This window comes from Curtobacterium sp. JUb34, assembly GCF_003755065.1.
Classification (GTDB): Bacteria; Actinomycetota; Actinomycetes; order Actinomycetales; family Microbacteriaceae; genus Curtobacterium.
This window is the reverse complement of the sequence record NZ_RJVH01000001.1, coordinates 501,417-523,394: the sequence shown is the minus strand read 5'-3', so window position 1 is coordinate 523,394 and position 21,978 is coordinate 501,417. Positions and strand designations below refer to the sequence as shown.

The following is a 21,978-nucleotide window of genomic DNA, read 5'->3' as shown; positions in this document are numbered from 1 at the left end:
ACCACGGACGGGAGGCGCGGTGCGCGCCCGACGCGCACCGCGCCTCCCGTCCCTCGCACGTCTCCAATCCGACCATCGGAAGCCGCATGACCACAGCTCTCTACCTCACCAGGCGCGTCCTGCAGGCGCTCGCGGTGATCCTCATCGTCACGATCGTGGTGTTCTGCCTGCTGCACGCGCTGCCCGGCGGACCCGCCCGCGGTGTCCTCGGCGTCTCGGCCACGCCCGCGCAGATCACCGCGTTCAACCAGGCGCAGGGACTCGACCAGGCCCTGCCGATGCAGTACCTGCGGTTCCTCGGCCGCCTGCTCACGGGTGACCTCGGCACCTCGTACACGCTCAACGAACCGGTGTCGCAGCTCATCGCCGAGCGCCTACCGAAGACCCTCGTCCTCACCGGCATCTCCGCCGTCCTCGGCCTCGTCGTCGCCATCCCGGTCGGCATGCTCCAGGCAGCCCGCCGCAACGGCGCGGCTGACTACGCCGCCACCGCGCTGGCCTTCGTCTTCTACTCGACGCCGGCATTCTTCCTCGGCCTCGTCCTGATCATCGTGTTCAGCCAGCAGCTGCCGTGGTTGCCGTCGCAGGCGCCGAGCGGCAACACCCTCGCCGAGGTCTTCCAGGACCCGGCCGGGCTCGTCCTGCCCGTCGTCACCGGAGCGCTCGCGATGATCGCCGTGTTCAGCCGGTACATGCGTGCCTCGACCCTCGAGAACCTGCAGGAGGACTACGTCCGCACCGCCCGCGCCGGGGGAGCGTCGACGATGACGATCCTGCGCCGCCACGTGTTCCGGAACTCGCTGACGCCCGTCGTCGCGATGCTCGGCTACTACCTGCCCGTGCTGTTCGGCGGTGCCCTCGTCACGGAGCAGCTCTTCAACTACCCCGGCATGGGGCTCCTGTTCTGGAACGCGGCGCAGTCGTCGGACTACCCGACGCTGCTCGGCTGCGTCCTCGTCATCTCCATCGCGACCGTCATCGGCACCCTGCTCGCCGACGTCGCGCAGTCATTGATCGACCCCCGAGTGAAGGCGAGCCGAGCATGAGCGCCGTACAACTGGCACCCGAAGCCCCGGGCGCCCCCGTCACGGTCGCGGCCACCGGGTTCCGGCTCGCCGCCCGCCGGTTCCGCGGCAACACGCTCGCCGTGATCGGCCTTGCCGTGATCGTCGTCATCGTCCTGTTCTGCTTCGTCGGCCCGCTCCTGTACCCGACGGACCAGACCCACACCCTGCTCGAGCAGGCCAACCAGGGTCCGAGCGCCGCCCACTGGCTCGGCACCGACGCCGTCGGCCACGACGTCCTCGGCCGACTCATGTACGGCGGCAAGGTCTCGCTCATGGTCGGCATCGCGGCCGGGGTCCTGGCCACCGTCGTCGGCACCCTCTGGGGTTCCGTCGCCGGGTACGTCGGCGGCTGGGTCGACGCGCTGATGATGCGCGTGGTCGACGCGGGTATCGCGATCCCGGCGCTGTTCATCCTGCTCGTCATCTCGGCCATCACGACCCCCGGCGTCGCCGGACTCATCCTGATCCTCGGGCTGGTGTCGTGGCTGGTGCCCTCCCGCCTGATCCGCGCCGAGACCCTCACGCTGAAGAACCGCGACTACGTGCTGACGCTGCGAGCGATCGGCGGCTCGCACGCCCGCGCCATCGGCAAGCACCTGCTGCCGAACTCGGTGTCCACGATCGTCGTCGCCGCCACCTTCCAGGTCGCCGACGCGATCCTGCTCGTCGCCTACGTCTCGTACCTCGGGCTCGGCGTGCAGCCGCCCGCGACGGACTGGGGCGGCATGCTCTCGGCGGGACTCACCGCCGCGTACTCCGGACGCTGGTGGCTCATCGTGCCGCCGGGTCTGGCCGTGATCCTGATCGTCTGCGCGTTCAACGCCGTGGGCGACGGGCTCCGGGACGCCTTCGACGTGAGGGGCCGCTGATGACCACCGAACCGATCCTGCGGACGTCCGACCTCGGCGTCTCCTTCAGCACCGAGTCCGGCACCGTGTCGGCCGTGCGGGGCGTGTCGCTGACGGTCGCCCCCGGCGAGACGCTCGCCCTGGTCGGCGAGTCCGGGTCCGGCAAGTCCACCGTGGCGCTCGCCGCGATGGGCCTGCTCTCCGGCAACGCGACGGCGACGGGCAGCGCGCTCGTCGCCGGTCACGAGGTCGTCGGCGCTCCCGAGCCGTCGCTCCGTGCCCTGCGGGGCTCCACGGTGTCGATGGTCTTCCAGGAGCCGGCCACCGCCCTCGACCCGCTCACCCGGGTCGGCGCACAGATCGCCGAGGTGATCCGGAACCACCGCGACGTCTCCGCGTCCGCCGCCGCGGCCGAGGCCGTCGACCTGCTCCGCCGCGTCGGGATCCCGTCGCCGGAGCAGCGGGCGCGGTCGTTCCCCTTCCAGCTGTCCGGCGGGCAGCGGCAGCGCGTGGTGATCGCGATGGCGATCGCGAACTCGCCGAAGCTGCTCATCGCGGACGAACCGACGACCGCGCTCGACGTGACGGTGCAGGCCGAGATCCTCGAACTGCTCCGGAAGCTCGCCGTCGACACCGGCACGGGCGTCCTGCTCGTGACGCACAACATGGGCGTCGTCGCGGACTTCGCGGACCGCGTCGCGGTCATGCTGCAGGGCGAGATCGTCGAGACCGGCAGCGTCGAGGACGTCCTGCTCCGCCCGGAGCACGAGTACACCAAGCGGCTGCTCGCCGCGGTACCGCGGCTCGACGTGGCGGGCGACCGTCCCGCCGCCCCGGACGACGCGGGGTCCGCTGACGCGGTGGCCGGGAGGCCCGGTGCGGCCCCGGTGGTCGACCTGCGGGACGTCTCGGTGACCTTCGGGCGCGGGGCGCGCGCCGTCCACGCGTTGCAGGGGATCGACATCGCCGTGCACGCGGGCGAGACGGTCGGCCTGGTCGGCGAGTCCGGCTCCGGCAAGTCCACCGCGGCCCGGGTGGCGCTCGGGCTCATCAAGCCGACGTCCGGCACGGTCTCGCTGTTCGGGCAGGACCTGCGCAGCGCCAAGGGTCGTGACCGTCGGGCACTCCGGTCCGGCATCGGCGTCGTGCTGCAGGACCCCGTGGCCTCGCTCGACGCCCGGATGTCCGTCGCGGAGTGCATCGCCGAACCGCTCGCCGTGCACCGCCGTGGCATGTCGTCGGCGGACCGTCGCCGCCGGATCGACGAGGTGCTCGACGCCGTCCGGCTGCCGCGGACCCTGGCGTCCCGGGCCCCGCGTGAGCTCTCGGGTGGGCAGCGCCAGCGGGTCTCGCTGGCCCGTGCCCTGGTGCTCGAGCCGCGGTTGCTCGTCGCCGACGAACCGACCTCGGCGCTCGACGTCAGCGTGCAGGAGACCGTGCTCGAGGTCCTCGGCGAGCTGCAGGACGACCTGGGCTTCGCGTGCCTGTTCGTCTCGCACGACCTGGCCGTGGTGCAGCACTTCGCCGAGCGCGTCGTCGTGATGCGCCAGGGGGTCGTCGAGGAGCAGGGCACCACCGGCACGACGCTCCTGCACCCCACCACCGACTACACGCGACGCCTGCTCGCCGCCGTGCCCGTGCCGGACCCCGTCCTGCAACGGCAGCGGCGGACCGAGCGCCTCGCCTCGCTCGCGGCGGTGACCGCGTGACCCGGGTGATCGCCGGCGTCGACGTCGGCGGCACGAACACCAAGGTCGTCCTGACGACCCCCGACCTCGAGGTCGTCGACCGCGTCGACCTGCCGACGCCCGCCCACGCGGGCGGGGCGGCGATCGTGACGGCCGCCGTCGGAGCGGTGACGGGCCTGCTCGTCCGGCACCGGGCCTCCTTGGCGGGTGTCGGGGTGGGCGCGGCCGGCGTGGTCGACGCGGCCACGGGCACCGTCCTGGTGACGGGCAACTCGTTCACCGGCTGGGCCGGTTACGGCGTGACCCGCGCGGTCAACGACGCCCTCGGCGTGCCGGCGACGCTCGACAACGACGTGAACGCGTTCCTGCTCGGCGAGATCGCCACCGGCGCCGTCGCGGGGGAGTCCGACGTGCTCGGGATGACCCTCGGCACCGGAGTCGGCGGTGCGTTCGTGCTCGGCGGACGGCTGTTCGCGGGGCCGCGCGGCGCCGCCGGTGAGATCGGCCACGTGCCGGGCTTCGGCGACGCGCTGTGCACCTGCGGACAGGTCGGACACCTCGAGACCATCGCGGGCGCCCGCGGCATCGCCGACCGGTACGCCGAACGATCCGGCCGGCGGCTGTCGGCGCGCGACGTCGCGGTCGCCGCACGTGCCGGTGACACGGACGCCGCCGCCGTCTTCCAGGCCGCGGGGTGGGGACTGGCGCGTGCCGCCCTGCTCACCGCGGGCATCCTCGACGTCACGACGATCGTGATCGGCGGTGGCATCGCGCGGTCGTGGGACCTGCTCGAACCGGCCATCACCGCGGCGATCGCGGCCGAGCCCCCGGTGAGCGGCGCGACGATCCGCCTGGCACAGTCGACCCTCGGGTCGGACGCCGTCGCGCTCGGCGCCGCGTCGCAGGTGCGCGCGCTGGTGCTCGAGGCCGAGCCGGCGTAGCGGCCGGCTCGGCGGCAGCCGGGGTCAGCGCACCCAGACGACGATGCCGCGCAGGTCGTGCAGCACCGCCGCCAGGCCCGCACGCAGCGCGCGGTCGGCGCGCTCCTCGGTGAAGGTTGACGGGTCGTAGTGGCTCGACGGCCCGAGTCCCTCGCCGCGGAAGCCGCCGCCGGTCCAGTCCGCGGCCGTCACGTTCGACGTCGGCTCGGCGATCTCGGCGCCGACGACCAGGAACTGCTGGTGCAGCGCGGTCGGCGACACCGCGGCGAGCGGGTCGACCATGTGGTTGCCGACGCTGATCACCAGGTCGGACCGCTCGTCGATCGCCCGGGTGACCGCGGCGATCCGGTCGTCGGCGTCCGTCGCCGACACCGTCGTGACGGTGACGTCCTCGTCCGCCGCCCACGACGCGACGGCGTCGAGCAGGGTCCGGGTCGGAGCGTCCTCGGCGTCGCCGGCGTCCGACAGGAGCACGACGTCGTAACCGTCGGGGGCGTGCACCCCGGACCACGAACCCGGCTCCGGGTGGATGGTGGCCTCGGGTGCCGGCGGCCGCGTCGGGTCGGAGAAGCCCGCGCCGAGGGCGCCGGCCGTGGCGTGGGCCGTCGCCGACGTGCCGGTACCGGCGTCGGTTCCTGCGTCGGTCCCGCCGGGCGTCGCCGAGCACCCGGCCAGCACGGCGGCGCCGGCGCCGACGAGGGCGACGGCGGTCAGCAGGACGGTCGTCCGAGCGGCGAGGCGGGTCACTGCATCATCGAAACACGTCGGTGCGCCCCACCGGGCCGACTCCGGCGGCTGTCCGACACCTGTCCCACTGCTGGTCACCACCTGTTCACCTGCCGGTCGTCCGAGGGCCGGATCGTCTGCGCGTGCCTTCCGGAACCTCCGTCGCGCTCCTGCGCCCCCGCCCCGTCCGTCCGTCCCGCGCCGCCGCGCTGATCGCCCGGGTCGTCGCCGTGCTCCTGCTGCTCGGGGTGGTCGTCGTCGGCGTGCTGGCCGGGGCGTCGCCGGCATCGGCGCACGGCTTCAGCTCGGTCGTCTACGCGAAGGTGACGTCGCCGGAACCGACGGTCGTGCACGCGGAGCTCGGGCTCGAGTACGACCTGATGCTGGTGTCGGTCGCCACGAGCGAGCACGACGACCCCCTGCACACGCAGGGCCAGGCGGCCTGGGACGACGGCGACTTCCCCGGCATGGTGTCGGCGGCGGAGGCGCACACCGACGCCATCGGGAAGTACGTGTCCGACCGGTTCACGGTGACGGGGGCCGGCGGGCAGCGCTGCACGGCCGTGCTCGGGAAGACCGTGACGGTCGACCTGCAGGACGAGGTGCCGTACGCCCACGTGACGGCCGACTTCACCTGCCCCGAGCCGTCGGAGACGCAGACCGGACACGTCGTCCGGTCGACGCTGTTCCCGGACAGCGAGACCTTCGTGCGGGACACCAAGACGATCGTCACGTACGACGTCGACGCGAAGCAGGGGTCGGCGACACTCGACGCCGCGCAGCCGTCGTTCTCGACCGAGCAGTCGGCAGGGCAGCGCTTCTGGGAGTTCTTCCGCCTCGGCGCCGAGCACCTGCTGACCGGGATCGACCACATCCTGTTCCTCGTCGCGCTCGTCGCCGGTTCACGACGTCTGCGCGAGGTGGTCTACACCGCGTCGGCGTTCACGATCGCGCACTCGATCACGTTCATCCTCGCCGCGCTCGGGGTGGTGAGCCCGCCCGCCATCGTCGTCGAGCCGCTCATCGCCCTGTCCATCGCGGCAGTGGCCGGCTGGTACCTGTGGCGGCTCTGGCGGCGCCGGTCGCGGGCGGACGAACTCGTGGTCGGTACGCACGGGCACTTCTCGCTCGACCGAGCCGGCTGGACGCGCCTGGCCGTCGTCTTCGCGTTCGGGCTCATCCACGGACTCGGGTTCGCCGGGGCGCTGGGCATCCACGAGGCGTTCTCGTGGCAGCTGCTCGTGTCGCTCCTCATCTTCAACGTCGGCATCGAGGCCGTGCAGCTCGCGATCATCGTCATCGTGTTCCCGCCGCTGTCCCTCCTGCGCCGGAAGGCCCACCGTGTCTCGCTCTGGGTCACCGGAGCCGTCACCGCCGGGGTGTTCGTGATGGGGATGATCTGGTTCGTCGAGCGCCTCGCTGCAGGATGACCACGACTTGTCACTCAGCGTTTACCAAGACGTTTCGCAGTGCATGCAGAGTCTTCCGTGCTGCACCATCCCACGTCTGAGAAACGGACCACCATGAGTCTCCTGTCCGGCGCCACCACACGGCGCAGAACCACCACCCTCCGCGTGTGCGGAGCCGTCCTCGGGGCCGCGCTCATCGCCGGTGCCTCGATGGTCGGCACGAACGCCGCCACCGCGGCGACGAACACCCCCACCACCAACATCTCCACCGGCGGCCCGATCCACATCCTGCTGGGCGTCGGCGCCACCGAGAGCCAGCGCATCGCCTCGTGGTACTTCCCGACGAACGTCGCCCAGTCGCTCGAGATCCAGAAGACCGCGTCGATGACCGACGGGGTCTTCACCGACGCCAAGTCGACGATCGCCGCGTCGAAGGCCGCGAACACCGCAGCCGACACGAGCACGACGGACTCGAACACGAAGAACATCGACGGCATCGCCGCCGAGTCGGGCTACATCAACGCCCACGCCACGATCTCGGACCTCGAGCCGAACACCTCGTACACGTACCACGTCGGTGCGGCGGACGGGTCGGCATGGTCGGCGTCCTACACGTTCACCACGAAGAGCTTCTCCGGCGACTTCGACTTCCTGTTCTTCGGTGACCCGCAGATCGGTTCGTCGGGCTACGTCGACGACGACGGGGCGGGCTGGGCGGACACGCTGAAGTACGCCACGACCACCGAGCCGGACGCCGAGCTCCTGGTCTCCGGTGGCGACCAGATCGAGCACGCCAACAACGAGTACGAGTGGGGTGCGTTCGCCGACAGCAGCGACGTCCTCAAGCGCTACCCGTGGGCCTCGACCATCGGCAACCACGACGTCGGCGGCAAGGCGTACGAGCAGCACAACCAGGTGCCGAACTCGCTCAAGGTGCCGGACTTCTACCCGGGTGGCAACACCACCGCGAACTCGGGTGGCGACTACTGGTACATGTACAAGGGCGTCCTGTTCATCGACATCAACTCGAACGCCTACGCGGCCGGTTCGGACGCTGCCCACGTGAACTACGTGCGCGACGTCATCAACCGCTACGGCGACGACGCGAAGTGGACCACGCTGGTCTACCACCACTCGATCTACTCGCCGGCCGACCACGCGAACGACAAGGACAACCAGCAGCGCCGGTTCGACTTCACGCGTGCGTTCTCCGACATGGGCGTCGACCTCGTCCTGCAGGGCCACGACCACTCCTACTCGCGCAGCTACGCGATCAAGAACGGCAAGAAGGCCAACGTCAACGAGCAGCCCGCTGCTCCCGAGGTCTTCTCCGGCCCCGGTGGCGTCATCTACATGACGGCGAACTCGGCCTCCGGCTCGAAGTACTACGACCTGACCGCTCCGGACGCCACGCAGAGCGGCTACGGCGCGGACCCGCTCGACCCGACGGGCAAGCGCCACTGGGCCAACTCGGTCGAGAACCAGGAGCACGTCCGCACCTTCGTGAAGGTGTCGGTCACCGACGAGAAGCTCTCCGTCCAGGACATCCGCGCCGGTGACTGCACCACGCTCAACTCGGCGGTCCAGCACGGCAACGTCGACAGCTGCGGCGTGACGCTCCAGCCGACCGCCACCGCCGACCCGGCCGCGATCGGTTCGACGGTCGACCGGTTCGACCTGCACGCCACGCTGCCGGCGACCACCACGACGCTCGCCGTCTCCGCCGCGTCGCAGACCTACAACGCGGCGAAGCCGGCCACGGTCACCGCGACCATCGCCGGTGGCATCGGCAAGCAGCAGGGCACGCTGACGGTCTCGGACGGCAAGAAGGTCCTCGGCACCGTCCCGGTGAAGAACAGCACCGCCACCATGACGCTCCCCAGCGCCCTGGCCATCGGCACGCACGCGCTCACCGCCGAGTTCGTCAACGCGGACTCGACCTTCTCGGGCACCGACTCGGCGACCGCGAAGGCCACCACCGTCACCGTCACGAAGGCCCCGTCCCGCACGGCGCTCAAGTACAGCGGCGGCAAGGCGACCGTGCAGGTGAAGGCCACGGGCTTCACCGTCAACGGCACCGCGCGGATCTACCAGGGCACGAAGCGCCTGGCGACCGTCACCGTCAAGAACGGCAAGGTCACCTCGGCGCTCTCGCTGAAGAAGGGCACGCACAAGCTGCACGCCGTCTTCGCCGGCACCGACACCCTGACGACGAGCACCAGCCCGGTGCAGTCGATCGTCATCAAGTAACACCAGTGCACCGAGCGAGGGCCTCGCGACTCCGGTCGCGGGGCCCTCGTGCGTCGTTCAGGACTGCGCGATCGTGAAGCGAGGACGACGATCGCCACGGGCGTGCCGACCACTACGACCGCAAGACTCCGTGGGAGCGATCGGTTCCGAACACGTTGTGTAAGCGATGGGTTACTGGTGGTACTTGTAAGCGATCGGTGACAGGGTTCCGCTGTAACCGGACGATTACAGCGGAGGTGCACATGCGAGTCGACACTGCCCTTGCACTGGGCGATCTCGTGCACGAGCGCCGCACGCATCTCGGTTGGTCCCAGGCTGAGCTCGCCGAGCGGATGGGTGTCAGCCGCCGATGGGTCAACGAGTTCGAAGGCGGGAAGGGCACCGCACAGCTCCGTCTTGCCTTCGACGCGCTGACCGTCCTCGGCCTGGTCCTCGAGGCGAACGAGCGCGACCGATGAGCGAGCTGCGCACGTTCCTCGACGGCGTGCCGGTCGGCACCAGATGCCGGACGCGATGGTGACGACGGTCGGGCGCGTCCTCCGAGCGGTCTTCGTGCTCATGTCGCTCCTCCGGTTTCCCGGTCGACACGATCCTCGGGCGGCCCCGTCCGCCGAAGTGCGGACTGGCGCGGCCCCCGAACGAGGGTCAGGATGCTGACCAGTTGCACAACGCAACGGGTCAGGTGCTTCCCCCGACAGAGGAGTCGTCATGAAGAAGTCCATCGCAGCCGCGTTCGCCGCCGCGGCCGTCATCACCGCGGGCGTGTTCGCCGCGTCACCCGCCTCGGCACTGCCGGCCAGCACCAAGGTCGTCGGTGGCGAGAAGGCCCCCACCACCTCGTGGGCGGTCCAGCTCGAGGCGTCGGGCGGCTCGATCCCGTCCGGCTACGTCAGCAACTGCACCGGTGAGCAGATCAACGCCTCGTGGATCCTCACCGCCCGCCACTGCATCGACGGCATCGGTGCGATGAACGTCTACCACTCGAACTCCACGACCAACCGGGGCACGGCCGTCGCCGTCGACCGCGTCAGTGCCTCGCCGGCCGGCGACATCGCCCTCGTCCACCTGCGGACCGCGTACGCGCTGTCCACGTACGCACCCCTCGACCTCACCGCGACCGCCAAGTCGAGCGGGACCGGCACCATCCAGGGCTACGGCCTGCGCGCGAACGCGACCCAGTCCGACGGGCTCTACCAGGCCACCGTCTCGCTCACCGGCGCGAGCACCGACGCCTACAGCGGTCGTGCGCAGCACCTCACGGGCGTGACCGGCGCCTCGAACCACGGCGACTCCGGCGGCCCGCTGCTCGTGAACGGCAAGGTCGTCGCCGTCTGCTCCACCGGTGACAGCGCCGACCCCGGCGCGAACACCAAGGCCGGCTCGAACTACGCCCTGCTGTCGCAGGCCTCGTCCTGGATCAAGACCACGGCCGGCGTCTGAACCAGGTGGCGGACGGGAGGCCCGTGGCGACGCCGCCACGGGCCTCCCGTCCGTCATCAGCCGTCTCCAGAGCGGCTGGTCGCCCACCCGCGCTGGGTCAGGAGTTGTCGATCACACGGACGTAGTCGATCTTCATCTGCTGCGGGAACTGCGTCGTACCGTCCGGGTAGCCCGGCCAGCTGCCGCCGACGGCGAGGTTCAGCACGATGAAGAACGGCTTGTCGAAGACCCACGGATTGCCACCCGTGTCGGCCGGCGTGACCGTCTTGTACGCGACACCGTCGACCGACCAGGTGATCGATCCCGGCTTCCAGTCGACCGCGAACGTGTGGAACGTGTCCGCGAACGACCACCCCTGGGGGTGCTGGTAGCTCGACGTGATGCCCTGACCGCCGGAGTACCCGGGCCCGTGGACCGTGCCGTGCACCGTCGCCGGCTCGTACCCGACGTTCTCCATCACGTCGACCTCGCCGGAGTTCGGCCAGCCGACCTGGGGCAGGTCGGAGCCGAGCATCCAGAACGCCGGCCAGATGCCCTGGCCGCGGGGGATCTGGATCCGGGCCTCGACGCGGCCGTACCGGGGCGTGTACTTGCCCTGCGTCGTGAGTCGGGCGCTGGTGTACGAACCGTCCGCCTCGCGCTTCGCCGTGATGATCAAGTTGCCCTGCCCGTCGAGCGCCGAGTTGTCGCGCGAGTCGGTGTAGTCCTCGAGCTCGTTGTTGCCCCAGCCGCCGCCGCCGGTCTCGTTCGTCCACGCCGATCGATCCGGCGCGCTGCCCGCGGCTCCGTCGAAGTCCTGCGACCAGACCACGTCGCCGCTCGCGGCGTTCGCGGGGTCCGCTCCCTGCAGGACCGGGCCCGCACCGAGTGCGATGGCCGCCGCTCCGGCGACCGTGAGAGCGACCAGTCGTCGCTTCCGAGTGGTGTGCATCATCGATCCTCCCGGGATCAGTTGTACGAGGCGACGCGGTTCGGGGCGGTGTTGCCCGCTGGTGTCGGCACCGCACCACCGACGCCGTTGATGACGCTCGAGATGGTGCCGGTGTCGCCGAGCGAGACCGTGACCAGGCCGTGCGCGCGGACGCCAGCGGTCTGCGGGACCTCGAACGCCCGGTCTGCGTGCACCGCGGGGTTCGTGTTGAAGAAGCAGTAGACGCCGCCGCCCCAGATCTCGTGGCTCGTCACGTTCGCCGCCACCTTGTAGGCCGCGTAGCCGGCGCCGGTCGGGCTCTGCCACGAGGCGTTGTCGGGCACGTCGTAGGGCATCTCGTTCTGGAAGAAGATCGTCTTGCCGTTGTTGCCGTTCCACTGCACTTCGTACTTCTGGTAGTGCTCGACGAACAGCCCGGTGGCGAGGACGTCGTTGCCGTTCACCTCGACGCCGGTCGCCCCGGTGTTCACGGTCCACCCGGTCGCCGCACCGCCGTGGTCCGCGCGCCAGGCCCAGATGTGGTCGACGAGCGTGTCGTCGGCGTTCACCTGCAGCGTGGTCGAGGCCTTGCCCTGCACGCTCGATCCGACGCGGAAGAAGACGTCCTGGATGCTCTGCGGGTCGCCGGCGTGGTCGACGTGCGACCCGGACGCGCCGAGGCGGACCAACTGCGCGCTGTTCTGCGTGCCCGCATCGACCACGAGGTTCGAGACGTTCACCCCCGCGACGTCGGTCGAGGTCAGGACGGCGTTGCCCTTGGTCGGCACGAGCGTCGGGAAGCCGATGCCCGTCACGACGGTGTCCGCGCGGGTGACGTTGATCGCCGCGTCGAGCTGGTAGGTGCCCGGTGTGAAGAACAGGTTCAGTCCCTGGGCCAGCGCGCCGTTGATGGTCGCCGCCGAGTCGCCCGGGTGGGCGACGTAGAAGTTCCGCATCGGGAAGTCGGTGCCGCCGGTGTTCGGCCACGTGACACCGCTCGAGTTCTGCCGCAGCGACGGGACGAACACGTGGTACTTGTTCGACGAGTCGACGTACAGGTACGGCTTCTCCCGCGTCGTCGGGGTCGTGGCGAGCGTGGTGTAGCTCTTCGAGAAGTCGTTCGCCGGGGCGCCGTTCACCCCTGAGAACGTCATGTTCCAGTTGCCGCCCTGCCACGAGCCGATCGTGGAGTTCCGGGTGTACCACTGCTGCTGCGACCCGGAGGTCACCGTGCCGTCGACCTTGGTGTCGGCGATGTAGCCGCCCGACGAGTACCCCTGGCCGCCGTCCTGGTTGGACGGCCCCATCGTCAGGTTCCCCTTGATGTGCACCCGACGCATCGGCGCGGCCTACGACACCGCCCACCGGTCGGTGCCGCCTTCGGGGGCGATCGCCACGTTCTCGACCGACCGCCAGAAGTTCTGCGTCGCGTTCTTCTCGTCCCCGGCGTTCCATCCGGAATCGACGTTCACGGCACCGTTGATCGTCACGTCGTCGGGGTTCTTCCCGAGCCCGGCGACCGATGTGTAGAAGCCCAGGTTCGCCCAGACGCGGCCGTAGCTGCCGGGCTTGAACAGGAAGGCGTACCGCTGCGTGCCGAACTGCGCGCTCGCGCTGCGGAGCTGACTGGTGAAGGCGGCGTCGACGTCGGCCTGGATGGTCGACGCGGGCACCGAGGGATCGTAGATCTTGACGTTGCTCCCGAAGTCCGGGGTGTCGCTCGTCGCGACCGCCTGGGCGGAGATCGCGGGGACGAGGGCCCCCACGACACCGGCGCTCAAGGCGATCGCGACGAGCTGCTTCATCCGTCGTTGCATGATGCTCGATTCGTCGTCGTGCGGCGTCGTTGCCACACGGAACAGACCGTAGACCTGTCGGAGCGCCCGGACAGTCGGACGAAATGGGGACCAGTGGCGACCCAGGGTCGCAGCAGACCGACCCGGCGCGCGACGCTGAACGCGCGTCCACGCGCGACGACGACAGTGGGGTGCATGAGCCAGTACGACAAGCGCGACCCGAACACCCTCTACCCGGCCCCGCCGTACCCGAAGCAGGAGCAGTCGCTGCCGGGTGCCGCCTGGAAGATGGACCCGAAGCCTGACCACGGCGAGGAGAGCTACGTCGGCCGTGAGCGGCTGACCGGCTACCGCGGCATCATCACCGGCGCCGATTCCGGCATCGGTCGAGCGGCCGCGATCGCGCTGTCGCGCGAAGGCGCCGACCTGGTGCTGTCCTACCTGCCGGACGAGCAGGAGGACGCCGAAGAGGTCCGCGACCTGCTCGAGTCCGAGGGCCGTCGCGCGGTCCTGTTCCCCGGTGACATCTCCGACGAGCAGTACTGCAAGGACCTGGTGCAGAAGGGCGTCGACGAGCTCGGCGGTCTCGACACCCTGGTCATGGTCGCCGGCCGCATGGACAGCAACGAGGACATCCTGACCCTCGACACGTCGATGTTCGACTCGACGTTCAAGACCAACATCTACTCGCTGTTCTGGCTGACCAAGGCTGCGGTGCCGCACCTCGAGCCGGGCTCCACCATCGTGACGACGGGTTCGATCCAGGCGTCGACGCCGTCGGCCGACAAGATCGACTACGCGGTGTCGAAGGGTGCGATCAAGCTCTTCACCGAGGCCGTTGCACAGCAGCTCGCCCCGAAGGGCATCCGCGTGAACTCCGTCGCGCCCGGACCCGTGTGGACGCCGCTGCAGCCGGGCTCCGACGACGCCGAGACCGTGTCGCACTTCGGCGAGACCTCGCCGTTCGGTCGACCCGGACAGCCCGCCGAGCTCGGTGCCGCGTACGTGCACCTCGTGAGCCCGGAGTCCAGCTACCAGTCCGGATCCACGATCACGATCGCCGGCGGAACGCCCGCGTTCTGATCGGCGTCGTGACAGACGAGGAGACCACGTGTCCGCAGTGACGCACACCGTGTTGGTCGAGTGGGACGGAGCGGACCGGTCGTCCGAGGCCGACGCCCTGTCCCGCGAGCACCTGCCGCGGATCGACGGTGTCGAGTCGGTGCAGTCGGGGACGAGCGTGAGCACCGAGGGGCTGGAGGGCGGGTTCCACTGGATGCTCGTCGTCCGGTTCCGCGATCGGGCAGCGCTCGCCGGGTACCTGCCGCACCCGGAGCACCGGCCGGTGGCGGAGTTCATCGGCGGAGCGAGTGCACGGGTCGTGGTGTTCGACGTCGAGGACGCGGCGTAGCCGGCAGCACCTCCGTCCGGACTGGATCGGGGGTGCTGACGCCGCGCGCGCACCCCGCAGCGCCTGACGAGGGATCAACGCCGGTCGATCGCGCTGACCACCATGCCGGTGCACACGAACAGGACGCCGCCGATGAACGCCGATGCCCCGGCGACGGCACCTTCGACACCGCCGAGGCTCAGCGCCGCGATCGCACCCACTACCGCCAGGGGCACGCCGACCAGGTAGGCGACGAGCGCGGTTTCGGGGATGAGCTTCTTCGTCGCCACGTCAGTGCTGCTTCCGGCGGCGGGAGGCCTGCAGCGCGATGACCGCTGCTCCGGTGACGGCGAGGCCGCCGGCCCAGGGGAGCAGGTGCATCGCGTCCGACCCCGTGTAGGCGAGCTCGCCCGTACTCGCGGTCGGGGTGACGACCGTGCCCGTGGGGGAGACTGCCGGCGCCGCGGTGGGCTGGACGTCGACCGTGAAGGCGGTTGCGAACCCGCTCGAGGCGACCTCGAGGGAGTGCGTCGACGCCTCGGGGAACGTGACATCGGTCGCGACCCACGGGTCGCGGCTCGGCGTGATGACGTCGGAAGCGTGATCCGAGGTCACCGTGAACGGCACCGGGTAGCCGTCGGCGTCGTCGACCTCGTTGCCGAAGCGGTCGACCAGGTGGCCGCTGACGAGCAGGGTCCCGCCCTGGTCGATGGTGGGTTGGCCGCCCTCGAACCCGACCCCGAACCCGATGTACCCACCGTCGGGCTGACGGGTGGTCTCGTTCTCGAACGTCCAGACGGTGCCGTCGCGTTCGATGACCCAGCTGGTGGAGTGCGCGGTGAGGAAGGTGTCCTTGTCCTCGGCGGTGACCTCCACGCCGAGCGGTGCGGCGGCGTCGATCGTGATGTTGACGTACTGCGACGCGGTCGTGGTGCCGCTCGTCGCCACGATGCGGAACGCGTAGGTGCCGGAGTAGCGGGGCTTCCCGGAGAGCGCGCCGGTGGCGTGGTCCAGGGACAGGCCGTACGGCAGGTACCCGGACTCATCGCCGTCGTCCTCGCTCGCGTACGGATCGTCGAGCGAGTAGTACGCAGCCGAGTACGTCGGTGCGGGGAAGCCCTCGGCGGCGAACGTGTGGGTGAAACGCTCACCGGCGACCGCGGAGAACGTGATCGGGTCGTCTTCGGTCGAGGCCTCCGGGAAGGCCGCCTCCTGCGTGATGACGGCGGTCGTGGTCGTCGCGGACTCCTCGGCGTCGCTGGTGATCGTGACGCTGATGGTCTTGCCGGCCTCCGATGCAGCGACGACGTACGAGTCAGCGGTGACCGGCAAGGACGTGTCACCGCTGGTCCACGCGTAGGCCAGGTCGCCGGTGAAGTCGTGCCCGGTCGCCGTCAGGGTGCTGCCGACGGTCGCGTCCCCGGTGATCGTCGCGGTCGGCGACGCGGCCGGTTCGGCTGCGACGGGCGCGGTCGGATCGGGAGTCGCAGTCGCGGCCGGCGTGCTGACCGGCAGGGACGGTTCCGCGGTGGGATCAGCTGTCGCCTCGGCCGTCGGCCTGGACGTCGCCCCGGGAACCGGCGGAGCCGACTCGTCAGCGCCGTCGGCCGTGCTGTCAGCGCCCTGCGCCGGGGACGCGGTCGCGGTGCTCGTCGGCGCGACGGGCTGCTCGTCGGCGAAGGCGGTCGTGGCCGTCAACGCGCCGAAGCCGGCGCTCAGGCCGATGACGGCGATGGTCGCGCCGATCGCGCAGGCGCGTCGAAGTGTTGCAGTGCTGTGCTGCACGGGTGGTCCCCTCGGGTGTGCAGTCCGGCAGGAGCCCGGACGTCTGAGATCGCCGGAAGCCGGCGCTCTCGGATCGTAGCCAACCTTGGAACGGGCTGAGGGCCACGTCGCGAGCATCCCCCACGAATTGGGGGCGAGTGCTCACTCCACCAACGACTGGGTCCCGAGCACGATCGCCAGCGCCAACCGCTCCGCGTCCACTGACCCCGGCACCGCCGTGTACGCCAGGATCCGCAGGTCCTCCGGCCCGACGACCAGGGTGTCGCAGTCGAGCGTGATGAGCCCGACGTCGGGGTGGTCGATCACCTTGCGGCGGGCCGTCTCGCCCATCGTCGTCGCACCCGAGTCCCACAGCTCGACGAACCGCGGGCTCGCGGCCCGGAGGTCCCGCACGAGCTGCTGCAACTGCCGGTCGAGCGGGTAGCGGGCCGCGGTCATCCGGAGTCCGGCGACCAGGTTCTCCTCGAACGCCGCCTGTTCCGCGGGCGTGTGCACGGCCCGGCTGCCGGATCCGACCAGGTGCCGCCAGGCGGTGTTGCGATCGTTCCCGCGCATCCCGCCGATCGGCCCCATCAGGGCCTCGTGCGGAGCGTTGGTCACGAGCAGGTTCCCGGCGGCGTCGAGCACCGCGACCGGGGTGTCCGCCAGCCGGTCGAGCAGCCGCTGCACGCTCGGCGGGATCCGCGACGGTACGACGTCCGCGCCCGGGGCCGCGTGCCCGGCGAGCCGGTACAGCAGCTCCCGTTCGGCGTCCGAGACCCGGAGGGCACGCGTCAGCGCCTCGACCACCTGGGCGGACGGCGACGTCGCGCGTCCCTGCTCCAGGCGGGTCAGGTAGTCGGCGGAGATCCCCGCGAGGCCCGCGAGTTCCTCGCGCCGCAGCCCGGCCGCTCGACGCCGCGGCCCGACGGTCATGCCGGCGGCCGCTGGTGTGACGTGGTCGCGGAGCCGTCGCAGGGTGTGCCCGAAGTCCGTGTCCGCCATGCCACCAGTCTGCGCGCACGTCGCGGCCGCGTCCTGGCCCCACCAGTCCTACGACAACCGGGCGACTCCCTGCCGACCGCGTCGAGCGTGACGCTGGACCCATGACAACGACACTCATCACCGGCGCCACCCGTGGCCTCGGCAAGGAAACCGCCCGCCAGCTCGTCGCAGCCGGCCACACCGTCTGGATCGGCGCCCGTGACGCCGACCAGGGCGCCGCGGTCGCCGCCGAGATCGGCGCCCGCTCCGTCCAGCTCGACGTCCGCGACGACGACTCGGTCACCGCAGCCTTCGCGCACATCGACGCGAACGGCGGCCTGGACGTCCTGGTCAACAACGCCGGCATCGCGATGTGGGGCCTGAACGGTCCGGACGCGCTTGCCGTCTTCGACACGAACGCCGTCGGCATCGTTCGCACCACCGAGGCCGCGCTGCCGATCCTGCGCCGATCGGCCAGCCCCCTCGTCGTCAACGTCGGGAGCGCGCTCGGCTCGTTCACGGCGGTCCACGACCCGGACAGCGCGGCGTCGACCGTGCAGGCCGCGGTCTACGGCGCGAGCAAGTCGGCCGTCTCGATGCTCACGGTGCAGTACGCCCGCATCGCACCCGAGGTGCGCTTCGTGGTCCTCGAGCCCGGCTACACGGCGACCGAGCTCGGTGGGGTGCCGAACCCGCACGGTCGGCCCGTCGCGGTGAGCGCGGCGACCGTCGCGGCCGCCGCGAGCGTGGGCCCGGAGGGCCCGACCGGCGTGTTCCTGGAGGACGGCCAGCCGCTCGGGTGGTGACGCCGCGACGGACGGGAGGCGCGGTGCCAGCTGGCACCGCGCCTCCCGTCCGCCGTGCGGTCGCGTCTACAGCAGCTGCCGCGCGTTGGTCGACGCGAGGTCCAGCAGCTCGTCGCCGCGACCGGACAGCACCGTGCGGATGGCGTAGAGCGTGAACCCCTTCGCCTGCTCGAGCGTGACCGCCGGGGGCATCGACAGCTCCTGCCGGTTCGCGCGCACCGAGACGAGCGCGGGCCCGTCGTGCGCGAGTGCGGCGGCCATGGCGTCCTCGAAGTCGTCGGAGACGTCGACCTTGAAGCCCTTGATGCCGATCGCCTCGGCGACGGCGGCGAAGTCCGGGTTCTGCAGCTCGGTACCGTAGTTCACGAACCCGGCCGCCTTCATCTCGAGCTCGACGAAGTTGAGCGACGAGTTGTCGAACACGACGATCTTCACCGGCAGCTTGTTCTGCACGATCGTGATGAGCTCCCCGAGGAGCATCGTCAGCCCGCCGTCGCCCGCGAGTGCGATCACCTGGCGGTCCGGGAAGGCCGTCTGCGCACCGATCGCCTGCGGCACCGCGTTCGCCATCGTGCCGTGCACGAACGACCCGATCAGGCGACGCTTGCCGTTCATCGTCAGGTAGCGCGACGCCCACACGACGGGGGAGCCGACGTCCGGGATGAACACGGCGTCGTCGGCGGCGATCCGGTCGAGCACACGAGCGACGTACTGCGGGTGCAGCGGCTTCTTCCGGCCGGCGGGGACGGCGAGGTCGTCGAGCTTCTCGCGGGTCTTCCGGTAGTGCTTCAGGGCGTTGTCGAGGTGCGTCGTCGGGTGCGAGCCGGTCAGCAGCGGGATGAGGGCGAGCGCGGTGTCCTTCACGGTGCCGACCAGGCCGATGTCGACCGGGTGCCGCCGGCCGAGCTGCGACCCACGGATGTCGACCTGCACGTGCTTCGCCTTGGCCGGGAAGAACTGCTGGTACGGGAAGTCGGTGCCGAGCATGAGCACGACGTCGGCGTCCTCCATCGCGCGGTACCCGGACGCGAAGCCGAGCAGCCCGGTCATCCCGACGTCGTAGGGGTTGTCCCACTCGATGTGCTCCTTGCCGCGCAGGGCGTGCACGATCGGGGCCTGCAGTCGCTCGGCGAGCGCGACGACCTCGTCGTGCGCTCCGGCGACGCCCGCACCCGCCAGGATGGTGACCTTGTCGGCACCGTTCAGCAGCTCGGCGGTGCGCTGCAGCTCGGCTTCGCTCGGCACGATCCGCGGCGTCGTGCGCTCGATGCGCGTGGTGCGGTCGTCCTTGGCCTCGGCGAGCAGGACGTCGCCCGGGATCACGAGCACGGCGACCCCGCGCTTCTCGACGGCCTCGCGCATCGCGATCTCGAGCAGGCGGGGCATCTGCGTCGGGTCGGCGACGTACTCGACGTAGACCGAGCACTCGCGGAACAGCTCCTGCGGGTGGGTCTCCTGGAAGTAGCCGGAGCCGATCTCGGCGGTGGGGATGTGCGCGGCGATCGCGAGCACCGGGACCCGCGACCGGTTCGCGTCGAACAGGCCGTTGATGAGGTGCAGGTTGCCCGGGCCGCAGCTGCCGGCGCAGACCGCGAGCTCACCGGTCAGTTCGGCCTCGGCGCTCGCCGCGAAGGCGGCGGCTTCTTCGTGGCGGACGTGCTCCCACCGGATCGTGCCGTCCTTGCGCAGGGCGTCGGTGAAGCCGTTGAGGGAGTCCCCCGGCAGGCCGTAGACGCGCGCGACGTCGTTCTTGCGGAGGGTGGCGACGATGTTCTCGGCAACGGTTGGCATGCGTCCTGTCTACTCGGGGACGGCTGCGCTGAGTGCTTTCAGAGGCTCGCCGGGCCCGTGGTCGGGCCGGGGCTGGGACGATGGTCGGATGACCGACGCGCCGCAGCTCCGCCCCCGCCGACCGGGGCCCGACGCGGACGGCATCCTCGAGCCGTCGCCCTACCCGCTCGTGTCGGTCGCGATCGCGGTCATCGCGGTGGTCGTCATCACGCTCGTCGGGTTCGCCCTGGGCACGGTCGACCTCGGGCTCTCGAAGTCCCTGAACGCCCTGCACACGGGCGCGGTCGGGGCGTTCACCACCGCGGTCTACCACGTCATCAGTCCCGCTCCGGCGATCGGGATCACCGTCGTCGTCGTGGCCGTGATCTGGTGGCGCACCCGGAGCCTCCGCCCGGCCCTGGCCTTCGGCGGCACGATCGCCGTCACCTGGGTCCCCTCCGCGGTCGTCAAGGAGATCGTGCACCGCGCTCGGCCCGACGTCGCCGTGCTGCCGCACCCGTTCCCGGTGCAGCCCGACCCCGGCTACCCGAGCGGGCACACCGTCTACATCACGGCGTTCGTGATCGCGCTGATCTGGCTGCTGCGCGAGACGCGGTGGCACCGGCTCGCGCTGACGCTCGGGGTCGTCGCGATCGTGGTGGTGTTCTTCTCGGTGTCGATCGACGCGGTGCACTACCCGACCGACGCGGCGGCCTCGATCCTGTGGGCGCTCGCCGTCGCCCCGGGCGTGCGGGTGGTGTGGGTCGACTGGCTGATGCCGCGGATCCCGTTCCTGCGCCCGGGGCGGTAGCCGACGGGGCGTTCGGGTCGGCTGCCGACCCGGAACGACGTCCTCGTCGTCGTGCGACGTCGATGACGTCGTTCCGGGTCGGGCCCGACCGGGTCAGGCGAGGCGGGTGCGCCCCCGGGCGACGAGCAGCGCCACGACGGCGACCACGGCGGACGCGAGCATCACGACCGCCAGTGGCACAGCCGTCGCCGAGCCACCGATGCTGACGAGCGGCGACACCAGCGCGGCGAGCCCGAACTGCAGCGCACCGAGCACGGCCGACGCGCTGCCGGCAGCAGCGGGGACCGCACCGAGCGCGAGCGCCGTCGCGTTGCCGAGCACAAGGCCGAGCGAGCCGACCGCGGTGAACAGCGGGACGGCGAGCCAGAACACCGGCGCCGAGAAGACGACGAGCAGTGCGAACACGACCGTCGACGCGAACACCAGGGCGATGCCGAGCGACAGCACGCCGGTGACCGAACGGGTCTCGGTGAGCTTGGCGGACACGATGCTCACACCCATCAGGGCCAGCGCGTTCAGCCCGAACGCCAGGCCGTAGCCGACGGTGCCGAGCCCGATCATGTCCTGGTACAGGAACGGCGAGGCCGAGATGTAGGCCATCATCACGGCGAACGCGAAGCCGAACACGGCGATGTAGCCGAGGAACGTGCGGGAGCGCAGCGCGCGGAGCGGCGAACCGGAGCCCTTGCGTTCCTCGCGCAGCACGTCGCGGTGGGCCTTGAGGTGGGTCTCACGGATGACGGCGAGCACTGCGACGAGCATGACCACCGACAGGCCGAGCACGATCGACAGCAGTCCGCGCCAGCCGATCGGGCCGGTGAGCAGGCCGCCGAGCAGTGGTGCGACGACGGGGGCGACCCCGCCGACGATCATCATGAGCGAGAACGCGCGGGCGGCGGGCTTGCCGGTCGCCAGGTCGGAGATGACCGCACGGCTGATCACCATGCCGGCGGCGCCACCGAGTCCCTGCAGGAGTCGCGCGGCGATGAGCACGCCGATGTTCGGGGCGAGGACGGCGGCGACGCTCGCCAGGACGCACAGTGCCGCGCCGGCGATCAGCGGCGGCACGCGGCCGAACCGGTCGGACAGTGGCCCGAAGACGAGCTGGCCGGCCGTCACGCCGACCAGGAACGCGGTCAGTGTGAGCTGCACGGTGGTGGCGCTCGCACCGAGTTCGGTGGTCATCTGCGGGAACGCCGGCAGGTACAGGTCGGTGGCGAAGGGGGCGACGGCGCTGAGCAGGCCGAGCACCAGCAGCAGCGGGGTCGTGATGCCCTGCTGCCTGGTCGTGGGTGTCGCGACGTGCGCGCGGATGGTTCCGGTGTCCGTGGTCATTGTTATGAAAGCATAACTCATTGCCGATACTCGGTACAGTACG

Annotated in this window: 21 protein-coding genes; 12 read left to right on the top strand and 9 right to left on the bottom strand. The window is 70.9% G+C overall.

Annotated elements, in window-relative coordinates:
* The first annotated feature begins 86 nt into the window (after positions 1 to 86).
* Genes EDF63_RS02445 through EDF63_RS02430 form a run of 4 tightly spaced genes read left to right on the top strand, consistent with a single transcriptional unit; the run spans position 87 to position 4,544 of the window.
* On the top strand, positions 87 to 1,046 hold the full coding sequence (locus EDF63_RS02445) for an ABC transporter permease (RefSeq protein ID WP_123310895.1): 960 nt from the start codon (positions 87 to 89) through the stop codon (positions 1,044 to 1,046).
* Complete coding sequence (locus EDF63_RS02440) at positions 1,043 to 1,936, top strand: ABC transporter permease (protein ID WP_123310893.1); 894 nt, start codon at positions 1,043 to 1,045, stop codon at positions 1,934 to 1,936. Before EDF63_RS02445 ends, EDF63_RS02440 begins: the two co-directional genes overlap by 4 nt.
* Complete coding sequence (locus tag EDF63_RS02435) at positions 1,936 to 3,624, top strand: ABC transporter ATP-binding protein (protein ID WP_123310891.1); 1,689 nt, start codon at positions 1,936 to 1,938, stop codon at positions 3,622 to 3,624. Before EDF63_RS02440 ends, EDF63_RS02435 begins: the two co-directional genes overlap by 1 nt.
* Positions 3,621 to 4,544 (top strand): ROK family protein, encoded by a 924-nt coding sequence (locus tag EDF63_RS02430; protein ID WP_220036441.1) that lies wholly within the window; start codon positions 3,621 to 3,623, stop codon positions 4,542 to 4,544. The genes EDF63_RS02435 and EDF63_RS02430 overlap by 4 nt, the downstream gene beginning before the upstream one ends.
* Positions 4,545 to 4,568: 24 nt before the next feature.
* On the opposite strand, the gene EDF63_RS02425 is transcribed toward EDF63_RS02430, so the two are convergent.
* Positions 4,569 to 5,291 carry a hypothetical protein gene (locus EDF63_RS02425; protein ID WP_123310889.1) on the bottom strand — a complete coding sequence of 241 codons (723 nt, stop codon included), beginning with the start codon at positions 5,289 to 5,291 and terminating at the stop codon, positions 4,569 to 4,571.
* Between the two features lie 122 nt (positions 5,292 to 5,413).
* On the opposite strand from EDF63_RS02425, the gene EDF63_RS02420 reads away from it, so the two are divergent.
* The 4 genes from EDF63_RS02420 (at position 5,414) to EDF63_RS02405 (ending at position 10,369) form a co-directional block, all read left to right on the top strand.
* Positions 5,414 to 6,700, top strand: a complete 1,287-nt coding sequence (locus EDF63_RS02420) for a HupE/UreJ family protein (RefSeq protein ID WP_123310887.1) — start codon at positions 5,414 to 5,416, stop codon at positions 6,698 to 6,700.
* A 93-nt stretch (positions 6,701 to 6,793) separates the two neighbouring features.
* Positions 6,794 to 8,929 (top strand): Ig-like domain repeat protein, encoded by a 2,136-nt coding sequence (locus EDF63_RS02415; RefSeq protein ID WP_260232948.1) that lies wholly within the window; start codon positions 6,794 to 6,796, stop codon positions 8,927 to 8,929.
* A gap of 242 nt (positions 8,930 to 9,171) precedes the next feature.
* On the top strand, positions 9,172 to 9,387 hold the full coding sequence (locus EDF63_RS02410) for a helix-turn-helix domain-containing protein (protein ID WP_148061698.1): 216 nt from the start codon (positions 9,172 to 9,174) through the stop codon (positions 9,385 to 9,387).
* Between the two features lie 250 nt (positions 9,388 to 9,637).
* Positions 9,638 to 10,369, top strand: coding sequence for a trypsin-like serine protease (locus EDF63_RS02405; protein WP_123310882.1), 732 nt, complete (start codon positions 9,638 to 9,640; stop codon positions 10,367 to 10,369).
* A 97-nt stretch (positions 10,370 to 10,466) separates the two neighbouring features.
* Here the strand turns inward: EDF63_RS02405 and EDF63_RS02400 are convergent, their stop codons facing one another.
* Genes EDF63_RS02400 through EDF63_RS18840 form a run of 3 tightly spaced genes read right to left on the bottom strand, consistent with a single transcriptional unit; the run spans position 10,467 to position 13,132 of the window.
* Positions 10,467 to 11,300, bottom strand: coding sequence for a family 16 glycosylhydrolase (locus EDF63_RS02400; RefSeq protein ID WP_123312173.1), 834 nt, complete (start codon positions 11,298 to 11,300; stop codon positions 10,467 to 10,469).
* Positions 11,301 to 11,317: 17 nt separating this feature from the next.
* Positions 11,318 to 12,619 carry a hypothetical protein gene (locus tag EDF63_RS02395; protein ID WP_221180514.1) on the bottom strand — a complete coding sequence of 434 codons (1,302 nt, stop codon included), beginning with the start codon at positions 12,617 to 12,619 and terminating at the stop codon, positions 11,318 to 11,320.
* A gap of 9 nt (positions 12,620 to 12,628) precedes the next feature.
* Positions 12,629 to 13,132, bottom strand: coding sequence for a hypothetical protein (locus EDF63_RS18840; RefSeq protein ID WP_221180513.1), 504 nt, complete (start codon positions 13,130 to 13,132; stop codon positions 12,629 to 12,631).
* Between the two features lie 138 nt (positions 13,133 to 13,270).
* Between EDF63_RS18840 and EDF63_RS02390 the strand changes: the two genes are divergently transcribed.
* Both EDF63_RS02390 and EDF63_RS02385 read left to right on the top strand, forming a co-directional pair.
* The gene (locus tag EDF63_RS02390) at positions 13,271 to 14,158 is read left to right on the top strand and encodes an SDR family oxidoreductase (protein WP_123310880.1); all 888 of its coding nucleotides are present in this window, start codon (positions 13,271 to 13,273) and stop codon (positions 14,156 to 14,158) included.
* Positions 14,159 to 14,186: 28 nt separating this feature from the next.
* A complete protein-coding gene (locus EDF63_RS02385; RefSeq protein WP_123310873.1) occupies positions 14,187 to 14,486 on the top strand; it encodes a Dabb family protein in 300 nt (99 codons plus the stop codon).
* Positions 14,487 to 14,560: 74 nt separating this feature from the next.
* Here the strand turns inward: EDF63_RS02385 and EDF63_RS02380 are convergent, their stop codons facing one another.
* The 3 genes from EDF63_RS02380 to EDF63_RS02370 form a co-directional block, all read right to left on the bottom strand.
* Positions 14,561 to 14,755, bottom strand: a complete 195-nt coding sequence (locus EDF63_RS02380; RefSeq protein WP_123310871.1) for a hypothetical protein — start codon at positions 14,753 to 14,755, stop codon at positions 14,561 to 14,563.
* 1 nt (position 14,756) lies between these two features.
* The gene (locus tag EDF63_RS02375; protein WP_123310869.1) at positions 14,757 to 16,250 is read right to left on the bottom strand and encodes a putative Ig domain-containing protein; all 1,494 of its coding nucleotides are present in this window, start codon (positions 16,248 to 16,250) and stop codon (positions 14,757 to 14,759) included.
* Positions 16,251 to 16,391: 141 nt separating this feature from the next.
* Entirely contained in the window at positions 16,392 to 17,234 is an 843-nt protein-coding gene (locus tag EDF63_RS02370) for a helix-turn-helix transcriptional regulator (protein ID WP_123310867.1), read from the bottom strand.
* Between the two features lie 101 nt (positions 17,235 to 17,335).
* Here EDF63_RS02370 and EDF63_RS02365 point away from each other — a divergent pair, with 101 nt between their 5' ends.
* On the top strand, positions 17,336 to 18,019 hold the full coding sequence (locus EDF63_RS02365; protein WP_123310865.1) for an SDR family NAD(P)-dependent oxidoreductase: 684 nt from the start codon (positions 17,336 to 17,338) through the stop codon (positions 18,017 to 18,019).
* Positions 18,020 to 18,085: 66 nt separating this feature from the next.
* Here the strand turns inward: EDF63_RS02365 and poxB are convergent, their stop codons facing one another.
* Positions 18,086 to 19,810 carry a ubiquinone-dependent pyruvate dehydrogenase gene (gene poxB, locus EDF63_RS02360; RefSeq protein ID WP_123310863.1) on the bottom strand — a complete coding sequence of 575 codons (1,725 nt, stop codon included), beginning with the start codon at positions 19,808 to 19,810 and terminating at the stop codon, positions 18,086 to 18,088.
* Positions 19,811 to 19,898: 88 nt separating this feature from the next.
* Here poxB and EDF63_RS02355 point away from each other — a divergent pair, with 88 nt between their 5' ends.
* Positions 19,899 to 20,600, top strand: a complete 702-nt coding sequence (locus tag EDF63_RS02355; RefSeq protein ID WP_185021253.1) for a phosphatase PAP2 family protein — start codon at positions 19,899 to 19,901, stop codon at positions 20,598 to 20,600.
* A 93-nt stretch (positions 20,601 to 20,693) separates the two neighbouring features.
* Here EDF63_RS02355 and EDF63_RS02350 read toward each other — a convergent pair whose 3' ends face one another.
* Positions 20,694 to 21,935: a multidrug effflux MFS transporter gene (locus tag EDF63_RS02350; protein ID WP_123310861.1), complete on the bottom strand. Its 1,242-nt coding sequence runs from the start codon at positions 21,933 to 21,935 to the stop codon at positions 20,694 to 20,696.
* Positions 21,936 to 21,978 lie beyond the last annotated feature (43 nt).

Excerpts from the sequence above, each read along its gene's own strand:
- EDF63_RS02445 (WP_123310895.1), top strand. The coding sequence starts at position 87 with ATGACCACAGCTCTCTACCTCACCAGGCGCGTCCTGCAGGCGCTCGCG.
- EDF63_RS02440 (WP_123310893.1), top strand. The coding sequence starts at position 1,043 with ATGAGCGCCGTACAACTGGCACCCGAAGCCCCGGGCGCCCCCGTCACG.
- EDF63_RS02435 (WP_123310891.1), top strand. The coding sequence starts at position 1,936 with ATGACCACCGAACCGATCCTGCGGACGTCCGACCTCGGCGTCTCCTTC.
- EDF63_RS02415 (WP_260232948.1), top strand. The coding sequence starts at position 6,794 with ATGAGTCTCCTGTCCGGCGCCACCACACGGCGCAGAACCACCACCCTC.
- EDF63_RS02410 (WP_148061698.1), top strand. The coding sequence starts at position 9,172 with ATGCGAGTCGACACTGCCCTTGCACTGGGCGATCTCGTGCACGAGCGC.
- EDF63_RS02405 (WP_123310882.1), top strand. The coding sequence starts at position 9,638 with ATGAAGAAGTCCATCGCAGCCGCGTTCGCCGCCGCGGCCGTCATCACC.
- EDF63_RS02400 (WP_123312173.1), bottom strand. The coding sequence starts at position 11,300 with ATGCACACCACTCGGAAGCGACGACTGGTCGCTCTCACGGTCGCCGGA.
- EDF63_RS02395 (WP_221180514.1), bottom strand. The coding sequence starts at position 12,619 with ATGCGTCGGGTGCACATCAAGGGGAACCTGACGATGGGGCCGTCCAAC.
- EDF63_RS02390 (WP_123310880.1), top strand. The coding sequence starts at position 13,271 with ATGAGCCAGTACGACAAGCGCGACCCGAACACCCTCTACCCGGCCCCG.
- EDF63_RS02370 (WP_123310867.1), bottom strand. The coding sequence starts at position 17,234 with ATGGCGGACACGGACTTCGGGCACACCCTGCGACGGCTCCGCGACCAC.
- EDF63_RS02365 (WP_123310865.1), top strand. The coding sequence starts at position 17,336 with ATGACAACGACACTCATCACCGGCGCCACCCGTGGCCTCGGCAAGGAA.
- poxB (WP_123310863.1), bottom strand. The coding sequence starts at position 19,810 with ATGCCAACCGTTGCCGAGAACATCGTCGCCACCCTCCGCAAGAACGAC.
- EDF63_RS02355 (WP_185021253.1), top strand. The coding sequence starts at position 19,899 with ATGACCGACGCGCCGCAGCTCCGCCCCCGCCGACCGGGGCCCGACGCG.
- EDF63_RS02350 (WP_123310861.1), bottom strand. The coding sequence starts at position 21,935 with ATGACCACGGACACCGGAACCATCCGCGCGCACGTCGCGACACCCACG.